Source organism: Streptomyces sp. EDA2-14, from assembly GCF_054963755.1.
Map to the genome: position 1 here is coordinate 639,489 of NZ_JBUEGE010000003.1, position 21,399 is coordinate 660,887.

Annotated in this window: 17 protein-coding genes; 4 read left to right on the plus strand and 13 right to left on the minus strand. The window is 69.8% G+C overall.

Annotation, left to right across the window (positions count from 1 at the left end; translation table 11 throughout):
* Window positions 1-223: 223 nt before the first annotated feature.
* Window positions 224-862: a hypothetical protein gene (locus ACY34M_RS12565; protein ID WP_462718509.1), complete on the plus strand. Its 639-nt coding sequence runs from the start codon at window positions 224-226 to the stop codon at window positions 860-862.
* A 79-nt stretch (window positions 863-941) separates the two neighbouring features.
* On the opposite strand, the gene ACY34M_RS12570 is transcribed toward ACY34M_RS12565, so the two are convergent.
* From ACY34M_RS12570 to ACY34M_RS12580, 3 genes are all read right to left on the minus strand, one after another.
* On the minus strand, window positions 942-1,577 hold the full coding sequence (locus ACY34M_RS12570) for a hypothetical protein (protein WP_462718510.1): 636 nt from the start codon (window positions 1,575-1,577) through the stop codon (window positions 942-944).
* Between the two features lie 68 nt (window positions 1,578-1,645).
* Window positions 1,646-2,347, minus strand: a complete 702-nt coding sequence (locus ACY34M_RS12575; protein WP_462718511.1) for a ribonuclease HII — start codon at window positions 2,345-2,347, stop codon at window positions 1,646-1,648.
* Between the two features lie 51 nt (window positions 2,348-2,398).
* Window positions 2,399-3,025 carry a TetR/AcrR family transcriptional regulator gene (locus ACY34M_RS12580; RefSeq protein WP_462718512.1) on the minus strand — a complete coding sequence of 209 codons (627 nt, stop codon included), beginning with the start codon at window positions 3,023-3,025 and terminating at the stop codon, window positions 2,399-2,401.
* 340 nt (window positions 3,026-3,365) lie between these two features.
* On the opposite strand from ACY34M_RS12580, the gene ACY34M_RS12585 reads away from it, so the two are divergent.
* Window positions 3,366-4,847, plus strand: a complete 1,482-nt coding sequence (locus ACY34M_RS12585) for an MFS transporter (RefSeq protein WP_462718578.1) — start codon at window positions 3,366-3,368, stop codon at window positions 4,845-4,847.
* A 66-nt stretch (window positions 4,848-4,913) separates the two neighbouring features.
* On the opposite strand, the gene ACY34M_RS12590 is transcribed toward ACY34M_RS12585, so the two are convergent.
* The 3 genes from ACY34M_RS12590 to ACY34M_RS12600 form a co-directional block, all read right to left on the minus strand.
* Window positions 4,914-5,816: an ADP-ribosylglycohydrolase family protein gene (locus tag ACY34M_RS12590; protein ID WP_462718513.1), complete on the minus strand. Its 903-nt coding sequence runs from the start codon at window positions 5,814-5,816 to the stop codon at window positions 4,914-4,916.
* 12 nt (window positions 5,817-5,828) lie between these two features.
* Window positions 5,829-6,488, minus strand: coding sequence for a histidine phosphatase family protein (locus ACY34M_RS12595; RefSeq protein WP_462718514.1), 660 nt, complete (start codon window positions 6,486-6,488; stop codon window positions 5,829-5,831).
* Window positions 6,489-6,591: 103 nt separating this feature from the next.
* Window positions 6,592-7,197, minus strand: a complete 606-nt coding sequence (locus ACY34M_RS12600; RefSeq protein WP_462718515.1) for a YdbC family protein — start codon at window positions 7,195-7,197, stop codon at window positions 6,592-6,594.
* A gap of 149 nt (window positions 7,198-7,346) precedes the next feature.
* On the opposite strand from ACY34M_RS12600, the gene ACY34M_RS12605 reads away from it, so the two are divergent.
* Window positions 7,347-7,892, plus strand: coding sequence for a TerD family protein (locus tag ACY34M_RS12605; protein ID WP_462718516.1), 546 nt, complete (start codon window positions 7,347-7,349; stop codon window positions 7,890-7,892).
* A gap of 109 nt (window positions 7,893-8,001) precedes the next feature.
* Here ACY34M_RS12605 and ACY34M_RS12610 read toward each other — a convergent pair whose 3' ends face one another.
* Both ACY34M_RS12610 and nrdR read right to left on the minus strand, forming a co-directional pair.
* The gene (locus tag ACY34M_RS12610) at window positions 8,002-10,896 is read right to left on the minus strand and encodes a vitamin B12-dependent ribonucleotide reductase (RefSeq protein ID WP_462718517.1); all 2,895 of its coding nucleotides are present in this window, start codon (window positions 10,894-10,896) and stop codon (window positions 8,002-8,004) included.
* 137 nt (window positions 10,897-11,033) lie between these two features.
* Window positions 11,034-11,579: a transcriptional regulator NrdR gene (gene nrdR, locus ACY34M_RS12615; protein WP_462718518.1), complete on the minus strand. Its 546-nt coding sequence runs from the start codon at window positions 11,577-11,579 to the stop codon at window positions 11,034-11,036.
* A 529-nt stretch (window positions 11,580-12,108) separates the two neighbouring features.
* Between nrdR and lexA the strand changes: the two genes are divergently transcribed.
* A complete protein-coding gene (gene lexA, locus ACY34M_RS12620; protein ID WP_450810713.1) occupies window positions 12,109-12,894 on the plus strand; it encodes a transcriptional repressor LexA in 786 nt (261 codons plus the stop codon).
* A 95-nt stretch (window positions 12,895-12,989) separates the two neighbouring features.
* Here the strand turns inward: lexA and ACY34M_RS12625 are convergent, their stop codons facing one another.
* The 5 genes from ACY34M_RS12625 to ACY34M_RS12645 all read right to left on the minus strand — a co-directional run bounded on the left by ACY34M_RS12625 (window position 12,990) and on the right by ACY34M_RS12645 (window position 21,325).
* Complete coding sequence (locus tag ACY34M_RS12625; RefSeq protein ID WP_462718519.1) at window positions 12,990-14,999, minus strand: ATP-dependent DNA helicase; 2,010 nt, start codon at window positions 14,997-14,999, stop codon at window positions 12,990-12,992.
* 40 nt (window positions 15,000-15,039) lie between these two features.
* The gene (locus ACY34M_RS12630) at window positions 15,040-16,983 is read right to left on the minus strand and encodes an IucA/IucC family protein (RefSeq protein WP_462718520.1); all 1,944 of its coding nucleotides are present in this window, start codon (window positions 16,981-16,983) and stop codon (window positions 15,040-15,042) included.
* Between the two features lie 40 nt (window positions 16,984-17,023).
* Window positions 17,024-17,905 (minus strand): GNAT family N-acetyltransferase, encoded by an 882-nt coding sequence (locus ACY34M_RS12635; protein ID WP_462718521.1) that lies wholly within the window; start codon window positions 17,903-17,905, stop codon window positions 17,024-17,026.
* Between the two features lie 15 nt (window positions 17,906-17,920).
* Window positions 17,921-19,861 carry an IucA/IucC family protein gene (locus tag ACY34M_RS12640; RefSeq protein WP_462718522.1) on the minus strand — a complete coding sequence of 647 codons (1,941 nt, stop codon included), beginning with the start codon at window positions 19,859-19,861 and terminating at the stop codon, window positions 17,921-17,923.
* Window positions 19,862-19,960: 99 nt separating this feature from the next.
* Entirely contained in the window at window positions 19,961-21,325 is a 1,365-nt protein-coding gene (locus tag ACY34M_RS12645; RefSeq protein ID WP_462718579.1) for a diaminobutyrate--2-oxoglutarate transaminase family protein, read from the minus strand.
* Between the last annotated feature and the right edge of the window lie 74 nt (window positions 21,326-21,399).

Consider the following 21,399-nt stretch of genomic DNA (forward strand, 5'->3'; position numbering starts at 1 on the left):
GGGACGCGTAGCGAACCAAGCTTTGGGCAGGGATATTGACGGCGCATCGCCAGATACAGGAACGCGGTCACAATTGCTCGTTGCCCTCTGCCACCAGGGCGGGAAGAATTGGACCCGATCCCCGCGCGGCTTCCCGCGGCCTGGCAGACGGTAGAGCTGTGTCGCGATGCGCTCCTCAGTCCGACCCCGCCCTCAGTGTGGGCGTGTAGCCGAAGGGAGGACCGTGACCTTCGGATTCGCTCCGTCCTCGGCCGTATCGATGTCCGCGTCCTCGATGCGCACCAACAGGTCCGCCGATTCCGTCAACCGACCTACCAGACTGCTCGAACCCGCGGAGTGGGCGGCAGCCGGTATCCCACTGCTGCGCAATCCGCGCGAGGTCGTCAGTGGGCTGCACACCCGCCATCAACCCATCCCACAGACCGCGGTGGTGGCCGTGCTCGACCCGGACGAGCGGCTACGGGCCAGTGCATCGTTCGTACGGCGCGAGAGCAGCACCGACGGCTGGACGTTCCGCAACGCCCTGCTGTCCCAGCTGCGCCGGGTGATCCCGCACGATCTGCGCCGCCGCACTCCGGTCCGCACCGCGGTGCTGCTGTACTGCCGCGAGGGCGACACCGGTTGGACGGAGGAGGACGGGGCGTGGATGTGGGGGCTGCGTGACGCGTGCACGCTGCACGGCCTGCGCTGCGGCGCGTACATCACGATGACGCGGGACGGCTGGCAGGTACTCGGCGAAGGCAGGGCCGGTCGCCGCCCGAGCGTGGGCTCCGTGGCCGAGGCGCTGGGCCACGGCGAGTCGTCGGCGCCGCGCACCGGTGGCGCCGCGACGGAAGTGCTCCGCCGCGCCGCCGCGCGCTGAGCGACGGCGGCCGTACCGCGCCCGCCTGCCGGACTCCCCGTGGACCGTCTCGCGGTGCGGGCAGCCGGCAAGCGGCGCGTCAGACCCCGGCGCCCAGCAGCGAGTTGATGCGCTCCGGGTCGCCGCACACGATGAGCAGCGCACCGGCGCGGCCGAGCGCGACCGGAAGTGCCGTGGTGGCCACCTCGTCGGCTCCGCCGTTCACGGCGAGGACGACCACCGGACGGGAGTCGGCACGGCCCAGGGCGGAGGCGTCGGCGTAGAAGACGTCTTCGCGCGCGTCGTGCTGCGCCCAGTAGGAGTCCTCGCCGAAGGACAGCTCGTGGGCCGCCCACGGGTGCGGGTCACCAGTAGTGATCACCAGCACTTCGCCGGGCGCGCGACCCGAGTCGAGCAGCAGGTCGAGGGCTTCCTCGGCGGCATCCAGCGCGCCCTCGGCCGAGGCCGGGATGAGCTGGATCTGCGGCTGGGAGGCGGCAGTCGGCGTGGCGGCAGGGGCGCTCGGCCCCGGCTTGTGGGCGCCCGCCGACTCGCGCGAGGTTCGCTGCGCGGGCGGCATCGGCCGTGAGGGACCCGGACGTCCGGGTCGCGGGGGCGCCGCGGGACGCGGGCCGGGTACGGGGCGGGGGGTCGGCGCGGTACGGCCACTGGTGGGCGTGGCGCGGGGACCCTGGGCACTCTCGGGAATCTGAGGCTCCTCGGGACTGAGAGGCATGAGCTGATATCTATCAAACGCAGGTGCGGCTCGCGTCAACGGGTGGCACGTCAGTGCGAGCGCGACGGTCAGAAGTCGAAGCCGAGCTGGCCCTCGATCTCCGGAACGCCGACGTCCGCCCAACTGCGGGCCCTCTTGAGGTGCCGCCACTGGGGCAGCGCATCAAGATACGCCCACGAAAGCCGGTGGTACGGGGTGGGCCCCCGCTCCTCCAGCGCGGCGCGATGCACCGGCGACGGGTATCCGGCGTTGGCCGCAAACCCGAAGTCTGCATGGTCGATGCCCAGTTCGGCCATCATTTTGTCGCGGCGGACCTTGGCGATCACCGACGCCGCGGCGACGGCGATGCAGGAACGGTCGCCCTTGATCACCGTACGAACCTGCCAGGGGGCACCCAGGTAGTCGTGCTTCCCGTCAAGGATGACCGCTTCCGGCTGCACCGGCAGGCCCTCGAGGGCGCGCACGGCGGCGAGCCGGAGGGCTGCCGTCATCCCCAGGTCATCGATCTCCTCGGGCGAAGCGTGCCCGAGGGCGTGCGCGGTCACCCAGCTCTCCAGCTCGACCGCGAGCGTCTCGCGGCGCTTGGGGCTGATCAGCTTGGAGTCGGTGAGGCCCTCCGGTGGTCGGCGCAGCCCTGTGACGGCTGCGCAGACAGTGACCGGACCGGCCCAGGCACCGCGACCGACCTCGTCGACACCGGCAATGATCTTGGCACCGGTAGTGGCGCGCAATGAGCGCTCGACGGTGTGGGTGGGTGCTTCGTACGGCATGGCGGCAGACAGCGTACGCCGCCCGGGTACCGTCGCGACACCCGGCTCACCTCAATGCCCGTGCCGGCGCAACAGCGGGACCATCACGTGGTCGATCATCTCGACCAGATCCGCCTCCCCCCATTCACTTCCGCAAACTTTCGAGCGGTACATCATCAGCGCCGGAATCACGTCGCACACACTCGCCTCGTCGACGTCCGTTCGCACCTCGCCTCGCTCAACGCCGCGACGCACGACTTCCTTGATCAGCTCAACGCTGGGCTCGATAACACCCTCGGTGATCACGCCGTGGAAGCGTTCGGCGGTGAGGGTGTCGCATTCGTGAAGCACGGAACGCAGCGCGTAGCCGGGCCTGGAGTACATGGCCGCCCGCATCCGACGACACAGTTCGAGCAGGTCCTCGCGCACACTTCCGCACTCCGGCGCCGAATCGAGCGCGGGCAGCCCCGCCTGGAGCGCGTCGACGACAAGATCCTCCTTGGAGGGCCAGCGCCGATAGACCGCGGCCTTGCCGGTCTGGGCACCCGCGGCGACCCCCTCCATGGTCAGTCCGTTCCAGCCGACCGTACTGAGCTGATCCAACGCCGCTTCCAGAATGGCCCGTTCGAGCACGGGACCACGCCGTCGAAGCGCGGCGGCCGCCTGAGCGGGGGCGGCCGTCCGACGTGAACTAACCATTTTCATCTCTCCGTTGAGCGGTCCGAGAGCGGTTCGGACGCAATGCAGCGAGCTCGGCGCGCGTTCGCGCGCCGATGGGGAGCCACCACCGAGCATGTCAGGCGTCACCCCCACTTTTCGATGGGGCGGCATCGACGATCTTCCCGCACCTCCACGACTTCCCAACTCCCCTAAAGAACGCTTGTGTTCCTTATTCCAGGGAGGCTAGGATCCCGAACAGGGAACGTGACCGTTCCCTAAACTTGTCCATGGGGGATCGCTCGTGACACAGGATCAGGTCCAGGTACATCCGGCTCCGCCCAGCAAGTCCCGCGCCACCGCGCGCCCGTCCCGACCAGGCATCGCGCTGGCTGTCATAGCCGCCTGCCAGCTGATGGTCGTTCTCGACGCCACGATCGTGAACATCGCCCTGCCGCACATCCAGACGGCACTGGGCTTCTCCACCAACGACCTCACCTGGGTGATCAACGCGTATGCGCTCACCTTCGGTGGACTGCTGCTCCTGGGCGGCCGGGCCGGCGACCTTCTCGGGCGCCGCCGCATGTTCATCACCGGCATTGCCCTGTTCAGCCTGGCCTCGCTCCTGGGCGGATTCGCTCAGGAGCCCTGGCAGTTGCTCGCGGCCCGCGCGCTTCAGGGCGTCGGCGGCGCGATCGCGTCACCCACCTCGCTGGCCCTCATCGCCACCACGTTCCCCGAGGGACCCGAGCGGAATCGGGCGTTCGGCGTCTTCGCCTCCGTCTCCGCCGGTGGCGGCGCCGTCGGACTGCTGGCGGGCGGCATGCTCACCGACTGGCTGGACTGGCGATGGGTGCTCTTCGTCAACGTCCCCATAGGCGTGCTGATCGCCGTCCTCGCCCCTCGCTACATCAAGGAGTCGCAGCGCCACCCCGGCCGGTTCGATCTACCGGGAGCCCTCACCTCGACCCTCGGTATGGCCGCCCTCGTGTACGGATTCATCCGTGCCGCCTCCGAAGGCTGGAGCGACCGCCTCTCCATCGCGTCCTTCGGCGCGGCCATCGTCCTGCTGATCGCCTTCGTCGCCATCGAGCGGCGCACCAGTCAGCCGATCACGCCTCTGAAGCTGTTCAGGGACCGAAACCGCTCCGGGACCTACGCGATGATGCTGAGCCTCGCCGCGGCGATGTTCGGCATGTTCTTCTTCATCGTGCTCTTCGTGCAGAACGTGCTGCACTACAGCCCGATCAAAGCCGGCCTCGCGTTCCTCCCGGTGACCGCCGCCATCGTGCTCGGCGCGGGGATCGCCACGAACCTGCTGCCGCGGCTCGGCCCCAAGCCCTTCATGGTCGTGGGCTCTCTGCTGACCGCCACGGGTATGGGCTGGCTGACGCTCATCGATCCCGACAGCTCCTACGTCGGCGGCATTCTCGGCCCGATGCTCCTGTTCGGCTTCGGCATGGGCCTGAACTTCGTCACCCTCACCCTGACCGCCGTCTCCGGCATAGCCGAGAGCGAGTCCGGTGCGGCGTCCGGCATGCTCAACACCACGCAACAGGTCGGCGGCGCCCTCGGCCTGTCGGTCCTCACCACCATCTTCAGCAGCGCCGGCGAGACCGAGGCCAAGAAGCAGATCCCGAAGTTCCTGGCCGAAGCCTCACCGGAACAGAAGGCCGAGTTCGCCAAGACTCACCGGCTGCCCGCACCGTGGAACGACGCGGTGCTGGCCCACGGCATAGGCAACGCCTTCATAGCCGCCGCCTCACTGGCCGTGCTCGCGGCGCTCATCGCCCTGTTCGTCATCCAGGTGCGCAAGAGCGACCTGGAGGCGCTCAGTGGGAAGTCGGGAGCAGCCTCGGTCTGAGGAGGGGCCCCTGGTGCGAGGGGCACTCCTCCAGCCCGAGGAGCGCTCCCCGTTCCGTCCCGTGCCCTACGCGGTCGGCGCCCAGGCCGGCAGTGCCTCGGTCCGCCCGAGCCACTCGGCCGGGGGCGCCCCGTCCTTGCCGGAGGCGACGATGCCGCCCACGATCGCGCAGGTCGTGTCCATGTCGCCGCCGACCTGAGCCGTGCTCCAGAAGGCCTCCTCGAAGCCACCGAGGCCCCGCGCGGCCGACCAGATGGCGAACGGCACGGTGTCGTGCGCGGTCGTCCGCCGACCGCAGCCGAGGACCGCCGCCACCGTGGACGCGTCCCCGTAGTCGAGCATGTCCTTGGCGCGGCGCAGACCGGCACCCACCGCGCTGCGCGGGACCAGCGAGATCACGCCGTCCAGCAGTTCCTGCGGCGTGGGAGGCCCCGCCGGGTCGGCCACCAGAGCGGCCGCGGCCGCCACCGCCATCGCGCCCACGACGGCCTCACGGTGCTGGTGCGTCGGGTAGGCGGAGATCTCGGCCTGGTGCGTGGCCTGCTCGGGGTCGTCGGCGTAGTAGGCGCCGAGCGGGGCGATCCGCATGGCCGCGCCGTTCCCCCACGACCCCCGCCCGTTGAACAGCGCGGAGGCCAGGGCCCGCCAGTCGCCGCCGTCCCGGACCTGTTGCAGCAGCTTGTTCACGGCGGGGCCGTACCCACGGTCGACGTCGTGGTGCTCCGCGAAGGAGCGCGCCAGCTCGTCCTGGTCGAGACGGTCGTGAGCGGCCAGAACGGCCACCACGGAGCAGGCCATCTCGGTGTCGTCGGTCCACTGCCACGTGTCTTCCGGCAGGGCGCGGGCCTTGAGCAGCGGATAGTTCGCGGGCACGAAGAATTGTGATCCCAGCGCGTCCCCCACGGAGAGGCCGCGCAGGCTGGACAGGGCGCGGAGCAGGCGCCCGTCGGGAGAGGAGTCAGCGGTCATCGCTCTGCCACTCTATCCGGTGACCCCGTACGATTCCGGTTCGCGCCAGCGCTCGAATGGACGGTCCAGGGTGTACTTGCCGTTCTCGCCGAGAACGAGCAGCCGTTTCTCCGCGTTCCCGGGGTTCGACAGCGACTCGAAGTCACCGACCGTCCAGTGGAACCAGCGCATGCAGAACAGCCGCATGGTCAGCCCGTGCGTCACGAGCAGCACGTTCGGCGGGTGGTCGGGTGCCTCGAAGCTGCGGTGCAGGCTCTCCAGGAAGGCGCCCACCCGGTCGTACACGTCCGCCCCGGACTCTCCCTGGGCGAACCGGTAGAAGAAGTGCCCATAGGCGTCGCGGTACGCCTTCTGCAGCCGCACGTCCTCTCGGTCCTGCCAGTTCCCCCAGTCCTGCTCCCTGAGCCGGGGCTCTTCTCGTACGCGTACGAGGTCGGGGTCGAGCCGGAAGGCACGGAAGGTCTCGTGGGTGCGCCGGTACGGGGATACGTACACGCTCACCCGCTCGCGTCCGAAGAGCCGCCGGAGTTCCTCGCCGGTGGTCTCGGCCTGGCGCCAGCCCTTGTCGGTGAGCGTCAGGGCGTGATCGGGCTCGCGCTCGTAAATGGTGTCGTCGGCGTTGCCTTCGGATTCGCCGTGTCGGACAAGAACGATGCGCCGCGGTCGTGCCATGCACACGACCCTAGATCGCCGAGCCGGTTCGGGCACCCGTATGGGCCGTGCGGCAGGGATCACGTGCGTCGCAGGGGCGCTGCACGCGCGCGTGGTCGTGCGTTCAGACCGTCCAGGTCGGTTCCAGTTCCACGATGTCCCCGGTGATGGCCGCGAGGTCGAGGTCCGTCTGGGCGCGTATCGAGAGCCGCTCCACCCGGTCGACCTGGTACTTGCCGTGCTCGGCCGCCGAGTGCCACATGGACAGGACCAGGAACTCGTCTCCGGGGGCGTCGCCGAACAGCCCCCTGACCATGCCGGGCGAGCCGGCCATCGCCGGGTTCCACACCTTCTGCTGCATCAACGTGAAGTGCTCGGCCCGATCCGCGTGCACCCTGCAGTGCGCCACCCGCACGACGTCCGCGTCCGTGAACCGCGGCTCGAACCCGGTCTTCACATCGAAGCGATGGTCGAACAGCTTGGCCTGGATGTTTCTGTACGTCCCGGACTGCGCGGCCGCGAGCCGGTCGTGGGAGCGCGCCATGAAGGAGTCGTAGAAGGCACGGCTCTCCCAGAACCCGAAGACGTGGGCCACGTCGGGCCGTTGCCTGCTCCAGCCCCCGCCCTGCCCCCGGAATCCCGGCTCTCCCAGGAGCCCCGCCCACTTCCGCTGTCCCCGCTCGAAACCCCGACGATCCACCACAGTGCAACGAATCCACTTGACCAGCACCGCGCCATCGTACGGCGCGCATGCCCTGCTCCGCGGGGGTCCCGAACCCACGGTCGAGCACACCCCTGAGGGGGATGACCGTGTTGTTGTCAGTGGGACCACGTAGCGTATCCAGTGCACTCAACATCGCACCGAGGAGGGGGAGTTCGGTGAGCAGCCTCCGCAAGGGAATCGAGAAGGTCGAGATCGCGCTGAAGTGGGACCCGAGTCCGCTGGGTTCGCCGCCCCATGACCTGGACCTCGTCGCCGCGACATACACGAGCGACGATCCGCACGGCAGCCCCGATTACGTCGTTCACTTCGACAGCCGTTCGCCCGACGGGACGATCATCCTCAACCGGGACAGCAGGACCGGGCAGGGCTTCGGCTTCGACGAGGTGATGACGCTCGAACTGGACCGGTTGGCGTCGCGGTACGCGCGCGTGGTCGTGGGCGTGGCCATTCAGCAGAGCGAGCAACAGACCGACGGGGCGGACGGCGTGAAGGTGTTCGCGGACGTGCCGCACACCGCGGTGCGCATACGGGAGGACTACACCGACCTGTCGGAGCACGACTTCTCGACGGTCGGCGCCTCGCCTTCGGCCACGATCGCGGAATTCGTCAGGGACAGCGAGGGCGCATGGTCGTTCCAGGAGTCGGTCCGCGGCTTCGACGGCGACCTGACCGCGTTCGCGGCGGCGATGGGCTCTCTGTAGGCGCCAATGTAGGCGCCAACAGCTCCGCGGCGGCGCCCGTGTCGTCAACGCCGAAGGGCGGCGGAACCCAGTGGGTTCCGCCGCCCTTCAGGTCAAGCGTTCAGCGCGATCAGCTGCAACCGCTGGTCGAGCCGCAGCCCTCGCAGATGTAGCAGGAGCCGGCCCGCTGCATCTTCGTACCGCAGGAGAAGCAGAGCGGGGCGTCGGCCTGGATGCCCAGCTGCATCTCGACGAGCTCGGCGCTGGTGTGCGCCTGCTGCGGCACGGGCTGCGCGGTGGCGGCCTCGGCCTTCGGCGTCTCGACGGCCTTCAGCTCCTGGGCACGCGGCGCCGACTGGGACAGACCCTCGACGTCGACCTCGTCCTCGGTCGGCTCGTAGGAACCCGTCTCCAGGTGACGCTGACGCTCCTCGGCGGAGTGGATGCCGAGCGCGGAGCGCGTCTCGAAGGGCAGGAAGTCGAGCGCCAGGCGACGGAAGATGTAGTCGACGATCGACTGCGCCATCCGCACGTCCGGGTCGTCCGTCATGCCGGCCGGCTCGAAGCGCATGTTCGTGAACTTCGAGACGTAGGTCTCCAGCGGCACGCCGTACTGGAGGCCGACCGAGACGGCGATGGAGAAGGCGTCCATCATGCCCGCGAGGGTGGAGCCCTGCTTGGACATCTTGAGGAAGACCTCGCCGAGACCGTCGTCCGGGTAGGAGTTGGCGGTCATGTAGCCCTCGGCGCCACCCACCGTGAAGGAGGTGGTGATGCCGGGACGACCCTTCGGGAGGCGCTTGCGGACCGGGCGGTACTCGACGACCTTCTCGACGGCCTCGCGGATCGTCGCCTCGGTCTTCTCGGTCACCTCGGCCTTCTCCTGCTCCTTCTTCTTCGCGGAGAGGGGCTGGCCGACCTTGCAGTTGTCGCGGTAGATGGCGAGCGCCTTGACGCCCATCTTCCAGGCCTCGAAGTAGACCTCCTCGACGTCCTCGACCGTCGCCGTCTCCGGCAGGTTGACGGTCTTGGAGAGGGCGCCGGAGATCCAGGGCTGGATGGCGGCCATCATGCGGACGTGGCCCATCGCGGAGATGGAGCGGTCGCCCATGGCGCAGTCGAACACCTCGTAGTGCTCGAGCTTGAGGCCGGGGGCGTCCACCACGTTGCCGTACTCGGCGATGTGGGCGACGATCGCCTCGATCTGCTCCTCCTGGTAGCCCAGGCGGCGCAGGGCCTGCGGGACGGTGCCGTTGACGATCTGCATCGAGCCGCCGCCGACCAGCTTCTTGAACTTGACCAGGGCGAGGTCGGGCTCGAGGCCGGTGGTGTCGCAGGACATCGCGAGACCGATGGTGCCGGTCGGGGCGATGACGGACGCCTGCGCGTTCCGGAAACCGTTCTTCTCGCCGAGGCGGACGACGTCCTGCCAGGCCTCCGTGGCGGCGGCCCAGATCGGGGTGTCCAGGTCGTCCACGCGAACGGCCGCGGTGTTGGCGTCGGCGTGCTGCTTCATGACGCGGTTGTGCGGCGTGGCGTTCTTGGCGTAGCCGTCGTACGCGCCGACGACCGCGGCGAGCTCGGCGGAGCGCTTGTAGGACGTACCCGTCATCAGCGACGTGATGGCGCCGGCGAGGGCGCGGCCGCCGTCCGAGTCGTAGGCGTGGCCGGTCGCCATGAGCAGGGCGCCCAGGTTCGCGTAGCCGATGCCGAGCTGGCGGAAGGCGCGGGTGTTCTCGCCGATCTTCTGCGTCGGGAAGTCCGCGAAGCAGATGGAGATGTCCATCGCGGTGATGACCAGCTCGACGACCTTCGAGAAGCGCTCGACGTCGAAGGACTGGTTGCCCAGGCCGTCGTCCTTCAGGAACTTCATCAGGTTCAGCGAGGCGAGGTTGCAGGACGTGTTGTCCAGGTGCATGTACTCGCTGCACGGGTTCGAGCCGTTGATGCGGCCGGACTCCGGGCACGTGTGCCAGTGGTTGATGGTGTCGTCGTACTGGATGCCGGGGTCGGCACAGGCCCAGGCGGCCTCGGCCATCTTGCGGAAGAGCGACTTGGCGTCGACCTCCTCGATGACCTCGCCGTCCATGCGGCCACGCAGACCGAACTTCGAGCCGGCCTCGACGGCCTTCATGAACTCGTCGTTCACGCGGACCGAGTTGTTGGCGTTCTGGTACTGGACGGACGTGATGTCGTCGCCGCCCAGGTCCATGTCGAAGCCCGCGTCACGCAGGGCGCGGATCTTCTCCTCTTCCTTCACCTTGGTCTCGATGAAGCCCTCGATGTCGGGGTGGTCGACGTCGAGGATGACCATCTTGGCCGCGCGGCGCGTGGCGCCACCCGACTTGATCGTTCCTGCAGAGGCGTCGGCACCGCGCATGAAGGAGACGGGACCCGAGGCGTTGCCGCCGGAGGAGAGCAGTTCCTTGGAGGAACGAATACGGGAGAGGTTCAGGCCGGCGCCGGAGCCGCCCTTGAAGATCATGCCCTCTTCCTTGTACCAGTCGAGGATCGACTCCATGGAGTCGTCGACGGACAGGATGAAGCAGGCGGAGACCTGCTGGGGCTGCGGCGTGCCGACGTTGAACCACACCGGCGAGTTGAAGCTGAAGATCTGGTGCAGGAGGGCGTACGCCAGCTCGTGCTCGAAGATCTCGGCGTCGGCGGGCGAGGCGAAGTACTTGTTGTCCTCGCCGGACTTCCGGTACGTCTTCACGATGCGGTCGATGAGCTGCTTGAGGCTCACCTCGCGCTGCGGGGTGCCGACGGCGCCCCGGAAGTACTTACTGGTGACGATGTTGACCGCGTTCACCGACCAGAACTCGGGGAACTCGACGCCACGCTGCTCGAAGTTGACCGAGCCGTCGCGCCAGTTGGTCATGACGACGTCACGATGCGCCCATTCCACCTCGTCGTACGGGTGCACGCCGGGAGTGGTGTGGATGCGCTCGATGCGCAGACCCTTGGTGGCCTTGGCTCCCTTGGCCCGGGAGCCTCGTGCCGGGCCGCTCGCCGTCTCTGTCATGCCGCCTCCCATATATCGGGCTAAAACGCCCTAAAGTGCCCGGATCTTCCCGCGCACGGTGTCTGTCTTGTGTTGCGGCCGCCGCTCTTGCCGCCCGCAACAGGTCTTTGGGGTCGCCGCCGCCCGGCCCGTGGCCGTCAGTCGGCGGCGTGGGCGGGCACCGGGACTTCTACAGTCCCTCCGGGCCCGCTCTCACTCTGTGTGGGCTCTTCGCCCGCGCCGTCCGCCTCCGCGCCGGGCGCTTGTTCCCTCAGTTCCGCGATCGCCGACTCGAAGTCGTCCAGCGAGTCGAACGCCCGGTACACGGACGCGAAACGCAGGTAGGCGACGAGGTCCAGCTGCTGGAGCGGGCCGAGTATGGCAAGGCCCACGTCGTGCGTGGTCAGTTCGGCGCTTCCGGTGGCGCGCACCGCCTCCTCGACCCGCTGGCCGAGCTGGGCGAGGGCGTCCTCGGTGACCGGACGGCCCTGACACGCCTTGCGTACGCCGTTGATGACCTTGGTGCGGCTGAAGGGTTCGGTCACCCCGCTCCGCTTCACCACCATCAGCGAGCACGTCTCCACCGTCGTGAAACGACGGGAGCAGTCCGGACACTGACGGCGCCGGCGGATCGACGTGCCGTCGTCGGTGGTGCGGCTGTCGACGACACGACTGTCGGGATGCCTACAGAAGGGGCAGTGCATGAACTCCCAACCCTCCTTCACGGCACGACTCGATAGCCCCGAGGGGCTGGTCACGCCTCTCGAAGCAGCCCCAAGCATAGGCGATGACCACGACCAAGATTGACCGGGGACCACAACTTCTGGGCTGCGGATCCAATCCAACCACTACATCTGGGGTTTGGCTGCATATTGAGCCCTAGAGCGTGTCGCGCGTTCGTGTCGCGCACGGGACGCGCCGCATCCAGGGCGGCGAGGCCGCGCGGCGCCCCGCCGGAGACCGGCACGGCGCGACAGAAAAGGAGGGCGGTGCCCGGTTGGCGGAGGGTCGAGTGGCAGACTGTGGAACCCACGGGCCGAGCCTCGACTCCAGCGTCGAAGCGTACCGGATCGAGCTGAAACAACGCTCCGCTTACACGGTGGCCATACACCCAGGCGCATGATCACGACAAGCAATCCACGGTTTTTCACTCGAACGTGTGTTTGGCGCAACCTTTCGAAAGGAACTACCGTTGGCTAGCTAGGGAGACATTCTCGAGAGGGGCCGACCGACGTGACCACGACCGCAGACAGTGCCACCATCACTGCCCAGGGCCGCGCCCAGGGCCGACTCGAGCCGGTGCATGCCATGAATGACACAGCCATGAGTCAGGAGGGGCCCAAGCCAGGCCGCTCCCTGCCCGGCCGACCCCCAGGGATCCGCGCCGACAGCTCGGGGCTCACGGACCGGCAGCGCCGCGTGATCGAGGTGATCCGGGATTCCGTGCAGCGTCGGGGGTACCCGCCGTCCATGCGCGAGATCGGCCAGGCGGTCGGCCTGTCCAGCACGTCGTCGGTCGCGCACCAGCTGATGGCACTCGAGCGCAAGGGCTTCCTGCGCCGTGACCCGCACCGCCCGCGCGCGTACGAGGTCCGTGGCTCGGACCAGCCCAGCGCGCAGCCCACGGACACCACGGGCAAGCCCGCCGCTTCGTACGTGCCCCTGGTGGGCCGGATCGCCGCCGGTGGCCCGATCCTCGCCGAGGAGTCGGTGGAGGACGTCTTCCCGCTGCCCCGGCAGCTCGTCGGTGACGGTGAGCTGTTCGTCCTGAAGGTCGTCGGTGACTCGATGATCGAGGCCGCGATCTGCGACGGGGACTGGGTCACGGTCCGCCGCCAGCCCGTCGCGGAGAACGGTGACATCGTCGCCGCGATGCTCGACGGCGAGGCCACCGTGAAGCGCTTCAAGCGGGAGGACGGCCACGTATGGCTCCTGCCGCACAACTCCGCGTACCAGCCGATTCCCGGTGACGAGGCGACGATCCTCGGCAAGGTGGTGGCCGTTCTGCGGCGCGTCTGACGCTCCTCCCTGACCGGGCCCCGGAACCTACTGCGCCGGTTCCGGGGCCCAGCGCTGTCCGCGCGAGGGCCCCGTCCGCTCGCTCCAGCTCCCGGCTACTCTCCCTCGGCCTTCTTCGGCACCGCTTCCGCGTCCGCCTTCTTCGCCGCCGCGTCGATCGCCGAGAGCGAGCGCCGCACCTGGTTCCGGTCCGTCGTGAACCAGAAGTCCGGCATCGAAGCCTTCAAATAGCTTCCGTAGCGTGCCGTCGCCAGGCGGGGGTCCAGGACCGCGACCACGCCGCGATCCCCCGTCGCCCGGACGAGACGGCCCGCGCCCTGCGCCATGAGGAGCGCCGCGTGCGTCGCGGCCACGGCCATGAAGCCGTTGCCACCCGCTTCCTCGACCGCCTTCTGGCGCGCGCTCATCAGCGGGTCGTCGGGCCGCGGGAACGGGATCTTGTCCATCACGACCAGCTGACAGTTCGGGCCCGGTACGTCCACGCCCTGCCACAGCGACAGGGTGCCGAACAGACAGGTCTCCGGGTCCGCCGCGAAAGCCTTGATCAGCTCACCCAGGGTGTCCTCGCCCTGCAGCAGGATCGGAAACTCCGGGATCCGCTTGCGCAGTTCCTCGGCCGCGGCCTGGGCCGCCCGCATCGACGAGAAGAGGCCGAGCGTGCGGCCGCCGGACGCCTGGATCAGCTCGCTCAGCTCGTCCGTCATGTCCGTACGCGTACCGTCACGCGTCGGCTTCGCCAGGTGCTTGGCGACGTAGAGGATGCCTTGCTTGCGGTACTCGAACGGCGAGCCGACGTCGACGCCCTTCCAGACGGGCAGGTCCTCGCCCTCGGTGCCTTCGGGAGCGAGACCCAAGGAGGCGCCCACCCCGTTGAAGTCGCCGCCCAGCTTCAGCGTCGCCGAGGTCAGGACCACGGAGCGGTCGGTGAACAGCTTCTCCCTCAGGAGACCGGAGACCGACATGGGAGCCACACGCAGGGAGGCGCCGAAGCGGTCGTGCCGCTCGTACCAGACGACGTCCCACTCCGACCCGTTCGCGATCCGCTCCGCCACGTCGTGGATGTTCTCCACGGAGGCTCTCGCCTGCTTGCGGACGGCGTCCTCGTCCTGGACGGACTTGTCACGGGTGTTGCCGAGTGCGGTGATCACCGTACGGGCGGCGTCGCGCAGGGCCATGAGCGCGTAGCCGAGGTCTTCCGGAACCTCTTCGAGACGGCCGGGAAGGGCCAGCTCCATGACCCGCTCGAAGCCTTCGGAGGCGGTCTGGAGCTGGTCGGCCGCCTTCTCGTTGACCAGCTTCGCCGCGCGCTTCACCGCTCTGTTGACCTGGCCGGGGGTCAGCTCCCCCGTCGCCACCCCGGTCACCCGTGAGACGAGCTCGTGTGCCTCGTCCACGATCAGCACCTCGTGCTGCGGCAGGACCGGCGCGCCCTCGATGGCGTCGATCGCCAGCAGCGCGTGGTTGGTCACGATGACGTCGGCGAGCTTGGCGCGCTCCCGCGACATCTCCGCGAAGCACTCCTGGCCGTACGCGCACTTCGACGCGCCCAGGCACTCGCGCGAGGAGACCGAGACCTGCGACCAGGCCTTGTCCGAGACGCCGGGCGTGAGGTCGTCCCGGTCGCCCGTCTCCGTCTCGTCCGCCCAGTCCCGCATGCGCAGCAGGTCCTGGCCCAGCTTGCTGGTGGGCGCGGCCGCCTCGAACTGGTCGAAGAGTCCGGGGCCCTCTTCCTCCTCCTGCGGGACGCCCTCGTGCAGGCGGTGCAGGCACAGATAGTTCGACCGGCCCTTGAGCATGGCGAAATTGGGGCGGCGCCGCAGCAGCGGGTGCAGCGACTCGACCGTGCGCGGCAGGTCCCGCTCCACGAGCTGGCGCTGCAACGCCAGCGTGGCGGTCGCCACGACGACGCGCTCCCCGTGAGCCAGGGCCGGCACGAGGTAGCCCAGTGACTTACCGGTGCCGGTGCCCGCCTGGACAAGCAGATGGGAACCGTCGTCGATCGCCTCAGCGACGGTCTCGGCCATGGTCACCTGGCCAGGGCGCTCTGTGCCGCCGACAGCGGTGACGGCGGCGTGCAGGAGCTCGGGGAGTGAGGGCTTCGTCATAGCTCGACCACCCTAAACGGACCCACTGACAATCCAGCGATCACGGCTGATGGAGCGGATTGGCGACGGTGCCGTGGACGGCTGCGTGCGGGCGGTCGGCGCGGTCGCGGTAGCCGTCGAGGTGCAGCCGATTGCGATTGAGGCACAGCCGCTCGATCTCCGGGGTGAGCAGGTCGAACAGCTCGTACCGCTCCTTGAGCTCGGGGAATCGGGCGTGGTGGCGCAGGATCTCGGCGCGCACCAGGTCCCAGAAGTCGGTCTCCGGGACGGCGAGTTGCTCCTCGCACAGCGGCGCCAGGTAGCGGAAGACGCCCACGAAGAGCCCCGAGTGGATGAACTGGGTCAGGAACGCCGGGTCCTCCGTGAGCAGGACCTCGCGCACGTCGTCGGGCATGGCGTCGTGCTCCGGGAGCGCCTCGGAGCTGATGTTGACGTCGTCCACGAAGTCCTTGACCGCGAGCCGGACGGGCACGTCCTGGTCGTCGAAGACGACGATCGCGTTCTCTCCATGAGGGGAGAAGACGGTGCCGTAGCGGTAGAGGAAGCGCAGCAGCGGGGGCAGCAGGGCGGCGAAGAGCCTGCGGAGCCATGTCTTCGGTTCCAGGCCCGAGCGGGCGACGAGCTCCGCGACGAACGCGCGTCCTTCGGTGTCCACGTGCAGCAAGGAGGCGAGCGTTCGGGCGCGCTCTCCAGGCGCGAGGTGCCGGGAGACGGGTTCGCGCCAGATCGCGCCCAGCAATTCCTTGTACTGGTAGGGCACTTCGTCGAGCCCGTCGTAGAGAGGGTGTTCGACGGTCACGGAGGCGACCTCGCCCAGCAGGATGACGCCGCATTCGTCGCGCAAGAAGGGGTCGGCATCGCGCAGGGCGTGCACCCATGCGGTGACGGCCGGCGCGGCCCAGGTGCGCTCCGTCGGAAGCCCGCGCCATACAAGGGTGTTGAAGATGGAGAGCGGCAACTTCACTGTGTGCCGGTGGGGGCGCGCCGTGTTCAGGAACGTACGGATGGACTGCTGCGGCAGGCGCAGGTCTCCGTCCGTGGGAAGCGCAACGATGTCGTTCCTGGCGACGGACGGTGCGAAGAGCGGCAGCACGATGTCGTCCCACTGCCAGGGGTGCACCGGGAGATAGAGGTACGCGGCCGGGTCCAGGCCGCGCGACCGGAGCGCCTGCGCGAACAACGCCCGCGTCGGTTCGTCGAGTTCGCCGGCATAGAGGGAGGCGGGCTCCTCCAGGCCCTCGACGCCTCGGTACATGGCGAGACGGGTGTGCACGGCGATCCACGGGAGTCGGGTGGGGCGGCGGGACTCGGGGGCCCAGCGCGAGGTGTCGGTCGCGGAGAAACCGAGGCGCCCCTTGTTCAGTACGAGCCAGGGGTGGCCGGTCTGGTGTCCTTCGAGCTCGGCGTACCCGAGGTCGGCCAGTTGCGCCGCGGTGAGCGCGGTGTGGTCGAGGCGGGCGTCGGCGGCGAGTGTGACGGTGAGTTCGCGGATGAGGTGGCCGAGGGTGTTGCCGTCGAGGCCGAGGGCGTGCTTGGCGTGGAGGAGGAAGGTGAGTGGGTCGGTGAGGGGCTCGCGGCCGCTTTCCGCAGGGGTCGCCGCCGGTGTGCCGGTCGGCTCGGGTTGCCACTCCATGCTCGCCGGGTCGACCTGCCAGCTGCCGTACGCGCCGCGGCGGGCGCGGAAGTGGAAGGTGCCACCGGCCTCGCCCGCGTCGGTGGCCGCCTCGCCGGTGGCGCCAATGCCTTCTGCGCCCGCACCGGCTCCGTCGGACCGACTGGCAGGCAGATACAGGGAGTAGTGACGAAGACCGGGTCCGTCCGGGGTGAGGTCCTTCGGCCGCAGGATGTCCTCGTAGGCGAATTCGCCGATCAGCTTGGCCAGCAGCCGTGCACCCGCCCTGTTCCAGTTCCCGGATGTGAGCTCGGGCGGGTCGTACAGCTCGGGCGGCTCTTCGGAACTCGGGACGACGGACGGGTTCGGCACGAAAACTCCTCGGACGGGAACCGGATCGGATCGAGCTTCGTTACAGAGAGTGACTAGCTGGGAGCACGCTGCGGAGGGCGCGGTCACGGACCATGAGCGCGGCCCGCTTGTCGGGGAGGTCCACCTCGGCGAAGAAGCGGAATCCCGCGCCCAGGAAGGCGGAGACGGAAGGGGTGTTGCGAAGGTCGGGTTCAGCGATGACGCGCGCACAGCGCGGGCGATGGTCGAGTACGAGGTCGGCGACGGCTGTGAGCAGCGTGGTGCCGAGTCCTCGTCCGCGGTCGGCGACGCCACCGATGAGGAGGTGGATTCCGGTGTCGTGCGGGCGGGCGGGGTAGTGGCGGGCCAGTGGGTCGAGGTCGGCGCGGTAGATCTCCCAGTAGCTCATGGGCACGCCGTCGAGGACGCCGAGACAGGGCACGCTGCGTCCGTCGCCGTCGAGTTGGGGGCTCAAGTGCTCTTCGGTGACGGTGTCGGGTCCCGCGAGTTCCCAGAAGGCTGCGACGGCGGGGTCGTTCATCCAGCGGCTGACGAGTGCCAGGTCTCGCTCGATGCGCACCGGGACGAGCTGGAACACGCCTGAGGGAGTGGTGACCGGTCCCCACTCCCCCACGTCGTCCAGCAGGTCGTGCCGGGTCGGGCCCGTGAGGTCGGGGTCGCCTCGGTGGGCGCCGTCCTGCTCCGCGATGAGCGCGATCAGTTCGTCGGGGAGGCGCAGGTCCAGGGTGTCCTGGAAGTCGGCGCCGTCCGCACCGTCGGCTCCCCCTGTGTGGCCCGCACCCTCCGCGCCTTCCGCGTTCTCGGCGCTCTCGGAGTGGTCGGCGCCGTCCGCGTTCGCTGCGTTCTCCGCAGGCGGGGCGGTGTTGTGGGGGTCGGTGGCGGGAGTGGTGTCGGCGTCGGTGCTCGCGTTGCTGGGAGGCACGGCGACGCTCCTCTCTCAGGTACGGCGTGAAGGAAAGGGGTTGGGGATGGTGACGTAGACGGATTGGGTGTCGACGGGGCCCACGAGTTCGTCGAGGCCGTGCAGCCGGGTGAGCATGTTCGCCTTGCAGCGCAGCTTGGGCGAGTCGAGCAGCAGGCCCGGCAGTGTGCTGCGCAGCCGGGTCGGTCCGGTCGCGGCTTCGCCGAGGAAGCGGCGGAAGGCGGCGATCAACAGCTGCTCGTCGGCGAGCCCTTGGGAGCCGAAGGCGCCGATCAGGCCGAGGACGTTGTTGATGGCGAGGTAGTAGGCGAATCGCTCGTCGGTGACGTCGTCGGCGACGAAGCTGTCGCTGTGCGTGCCGATGCCGGGCAGCCGCTGGTCGAGTTCGGCGCGGCGTGACTCGCGGAAGTAGTAGCCCTGGTTGTCCCGGTAGCGGCCGCCGGCGGGCCAGCCGTCGGCGTCCAGGAGCAGCAGGGTGTTCTGCTGGTGGGCCTCCAGGGCGATGCCTGCCTCGCCGTCGAGCCAGAGCACGGGCCGTACGACGTGCTCCAGATACCGCAGGAACCACTCGGTGGAGACGGCGCCGCGGGAACGACCGGTGTGGGCGGCGAGCCGGGTCACCGTGTCGGCGAGGCGGGAGCTCATGGCCGGGTGGTCGGTGCGGGCGGCCGGGTCGGCGGTCGGCCGGGGCGAGACGAAGCCGGCGACGCAGGACGCGTCGTCGTGGGAGCGGAAGGGGTTGGTGCGGATCATCACGTCCAGGCCGGGCACCGGTTCGCCGTCCGGGCCGTCGACCGCGAGCCAGGCCGGGTCGCGGACGATGTCGAAGCCGGGGTGCGCGGACTGCCACTGCTCGGCGAGACCGGTGCCGAGGAGCCGGTGGATCTCGACGCCCCGGTGGAGTTCCTTGCGGAGGTTCTCCCGGCGGGAGTTGGTGATGCGCAGGCCGAGGGAGAGCTTGAGCATGGCCGGCGCACCGGGCCGGTACAGCGTGCGGACCGAGGAGGTGGGGAACCAGGGTTCGCCGTGCGGCCCCAGGTCGCGCAGCAGGCCGGCGTCGAGGAGGGCGGCGGTGTCGGGGCGTTGCCGCAGTTCGCGCAGCTGCCAGGGGTGCACGGGCAGCGCGGCGTGCCCTTCGGGCAACGGGAGGCCCGGGCCGGCCAGCTGGGAGGTGAGGTCGGCGGCGGTGCGGGCGCGGCCGTCCTCGGTCCAGGCCGAGTCGTGGGCGAGGACGTCCGGGGCGACGGCGATCCAGTGCAGGGGGAAGGAGCCGCGTACCTCCGGTGAGTAGCACCGGGATTCGGCCTCGGAGAGTCCTTCGCGACTCTTCGGTGTCGGGTGCAGCGGGTGTCCGAGGAGCAGCGCCTGCTCCGCCGCGAGGAAGGTGTCGGCCGGGTCGGCGGGGTGCCGGCGGCGGTCCGCGATGAACTCGGTGGTGCGGCGCATCGAGTCGGCGACGCGGACGACCAGTTCCCCGCTGTCGCCGCCGGGGCTGTCGGGGGTGGCGGGGGCGTGGGCGGCACCGTGGGCCGCCTCTCTACTCAGGAGTGCGGCGAGCGTGACGGCGTCCACGCGTGGGGCGTGGTGCGGCGCGTCCTCCAGGTAGGGCAGGCCGAAGCGGTGCAGGCCGGAGGGTGACCAGTAGTGGACCGGGACGAGGAGGGCGGTGCCGCTCGCGGGCAGCGGGACGCGGAGGGCGCCGAAGGAAGGAGGAGCGATGTTGTTCTCACGTACCCAGCAGCGCAGCAGGTTCTCGACCGCCGCGGCCAGGGCGGCCGTCGCGGGGTCGGGGTGCTCCAGAAGGTCGGCGGTGGAGGCGCAGGGGCCCTCGGTGTCCTGGTCGCCGCCCTGCTGCCGAGGGATCGAGTCGCGGTCCTGGGCGCACGGTTCTTGTGTGTCACAGGATCCGCCGGCGGTGGGACGGGAACGGCCGTCGGATGCGGGGGTGGCGTTCAACTGGGTTCCTTGCGTGGGGTGGTGGGCTCCATGAGGCAGTGGTCCGGCCGGTCCGGTGGGTCACTGCCGTCGCTGGTGGGGGTCTGTCGTCGGGTGCTCCTACGACTCGTGACGGCGGGCGCGGGCGACGGCCGCCAGGGCGTCCGCGAGGCGGTCCACGACGGCCGCGGCCTGCTCGTCGGTGATGGTGAGGGGCGGGAGCAGGCGGACGACGCTGGAGTGGCGGCCGCCGAGTTCGACGATCAGGCCGCGGTGGAGGCAGGCGTCGCGCACGGCGGCGGCGAGTTGGGGCGCGGCCGGGAGCGGCGTGGCGACTCCGGCGAGCAGGGGGTCGGCGGCGTGCTCCGCGGCGGGGGCGGGCACGGCGCCGTCCGGGTCGACGAGTTCCATGCCGATCATCAGGCCCCGCCCGCGGACCTCGCCGACGCACGCGAAGTCCTCGGCGAGTCGACGGAGTTGGCCGAGCATGCGGTCGCCGATGACGGCGGCGCGTTCGGCGAGGGCGTTCTCGCGGACATGGGCGAGGGTGGCAGCGCCCGCGGCCATGGCGAGCTGGTTGCCGCGGAAGGTGCCGGCGTGCGCGCCCGGTGGCCAGACGTCGAGGTCCTCGCGGTAGACGATCACGGCGAGCGGAAGGCTGCCGCCGATGGCCTTGGACAGGACCATCACGTCGGGCACGACACCGCTGTGCTCCACGGCCCAGAAGGCGCCGGTGCGGCCCACGCCGGTCTGCACCTCGTCGACGATCAGCGGGATCGAGCGTCGCTCTGTGAGGGCGCGCGTCCTGCGCATCCAGCTGTCGGGGGCGGGGATGACGCCGCCCTCCCCCTGCACCGGTTCGAGGATCATGCCCGCGGGCTGTGGCACGCCGGACTTGGTGTCGTCGAGGAGCGACTCGGTCCACCGGGCCGCGAGTTCGGCGCCGCGCGGGCCTCCGATGCCGAAGGGGCAGCGGTAGTCCTGCGGATACGGCAGGCGCGTGACGCGGACGTCCTGCGCCCCGCCCGACGCCGCGAGCGCCCCCGCGGTCATCCCGTGATAGGCGCCCGTGAAGGCGAGCAGGCCCGAGCGCCCGGTGGCGGTACGGACCAGTTTCAGAGCGGCCTCGACGGCATCGGTGCCTGCGGGCCCGCAGAACTGGATCCGGGCCCGGTCGGCGAGGCCGGGCGGCAGCGTACGGAACAGCTCGGTGGTGAACGCGTCCTTGACCGGGGTGGCCAGGTCGAGGACGTGCAGCGGCGCCCCCGAGTCGAGCACCTTGCGGATGGCTTCAAGCACCACCGGGTGGTTGTGACCGAGAGCGAGGGTTCCCGCGCCGGACAGACAGTCCAGGTAGCGGCGACCGTCGGCGCCCTCGATGGTGAGCCCGCGCGCCCGCACCGGCACGATCGGCAGGGAGCGCGCATAGGTGCGCGCCGCGGACTCCCGCGCGCACTGGCGGCGCAGAATCCCTTCGTGCGCCACGGTGTCGCGGACAGGGTTCCCGTGTGTCGCCCCGTCGTACGAGGTGGGAACCGCCACGGTCTCAGGATCGGTCA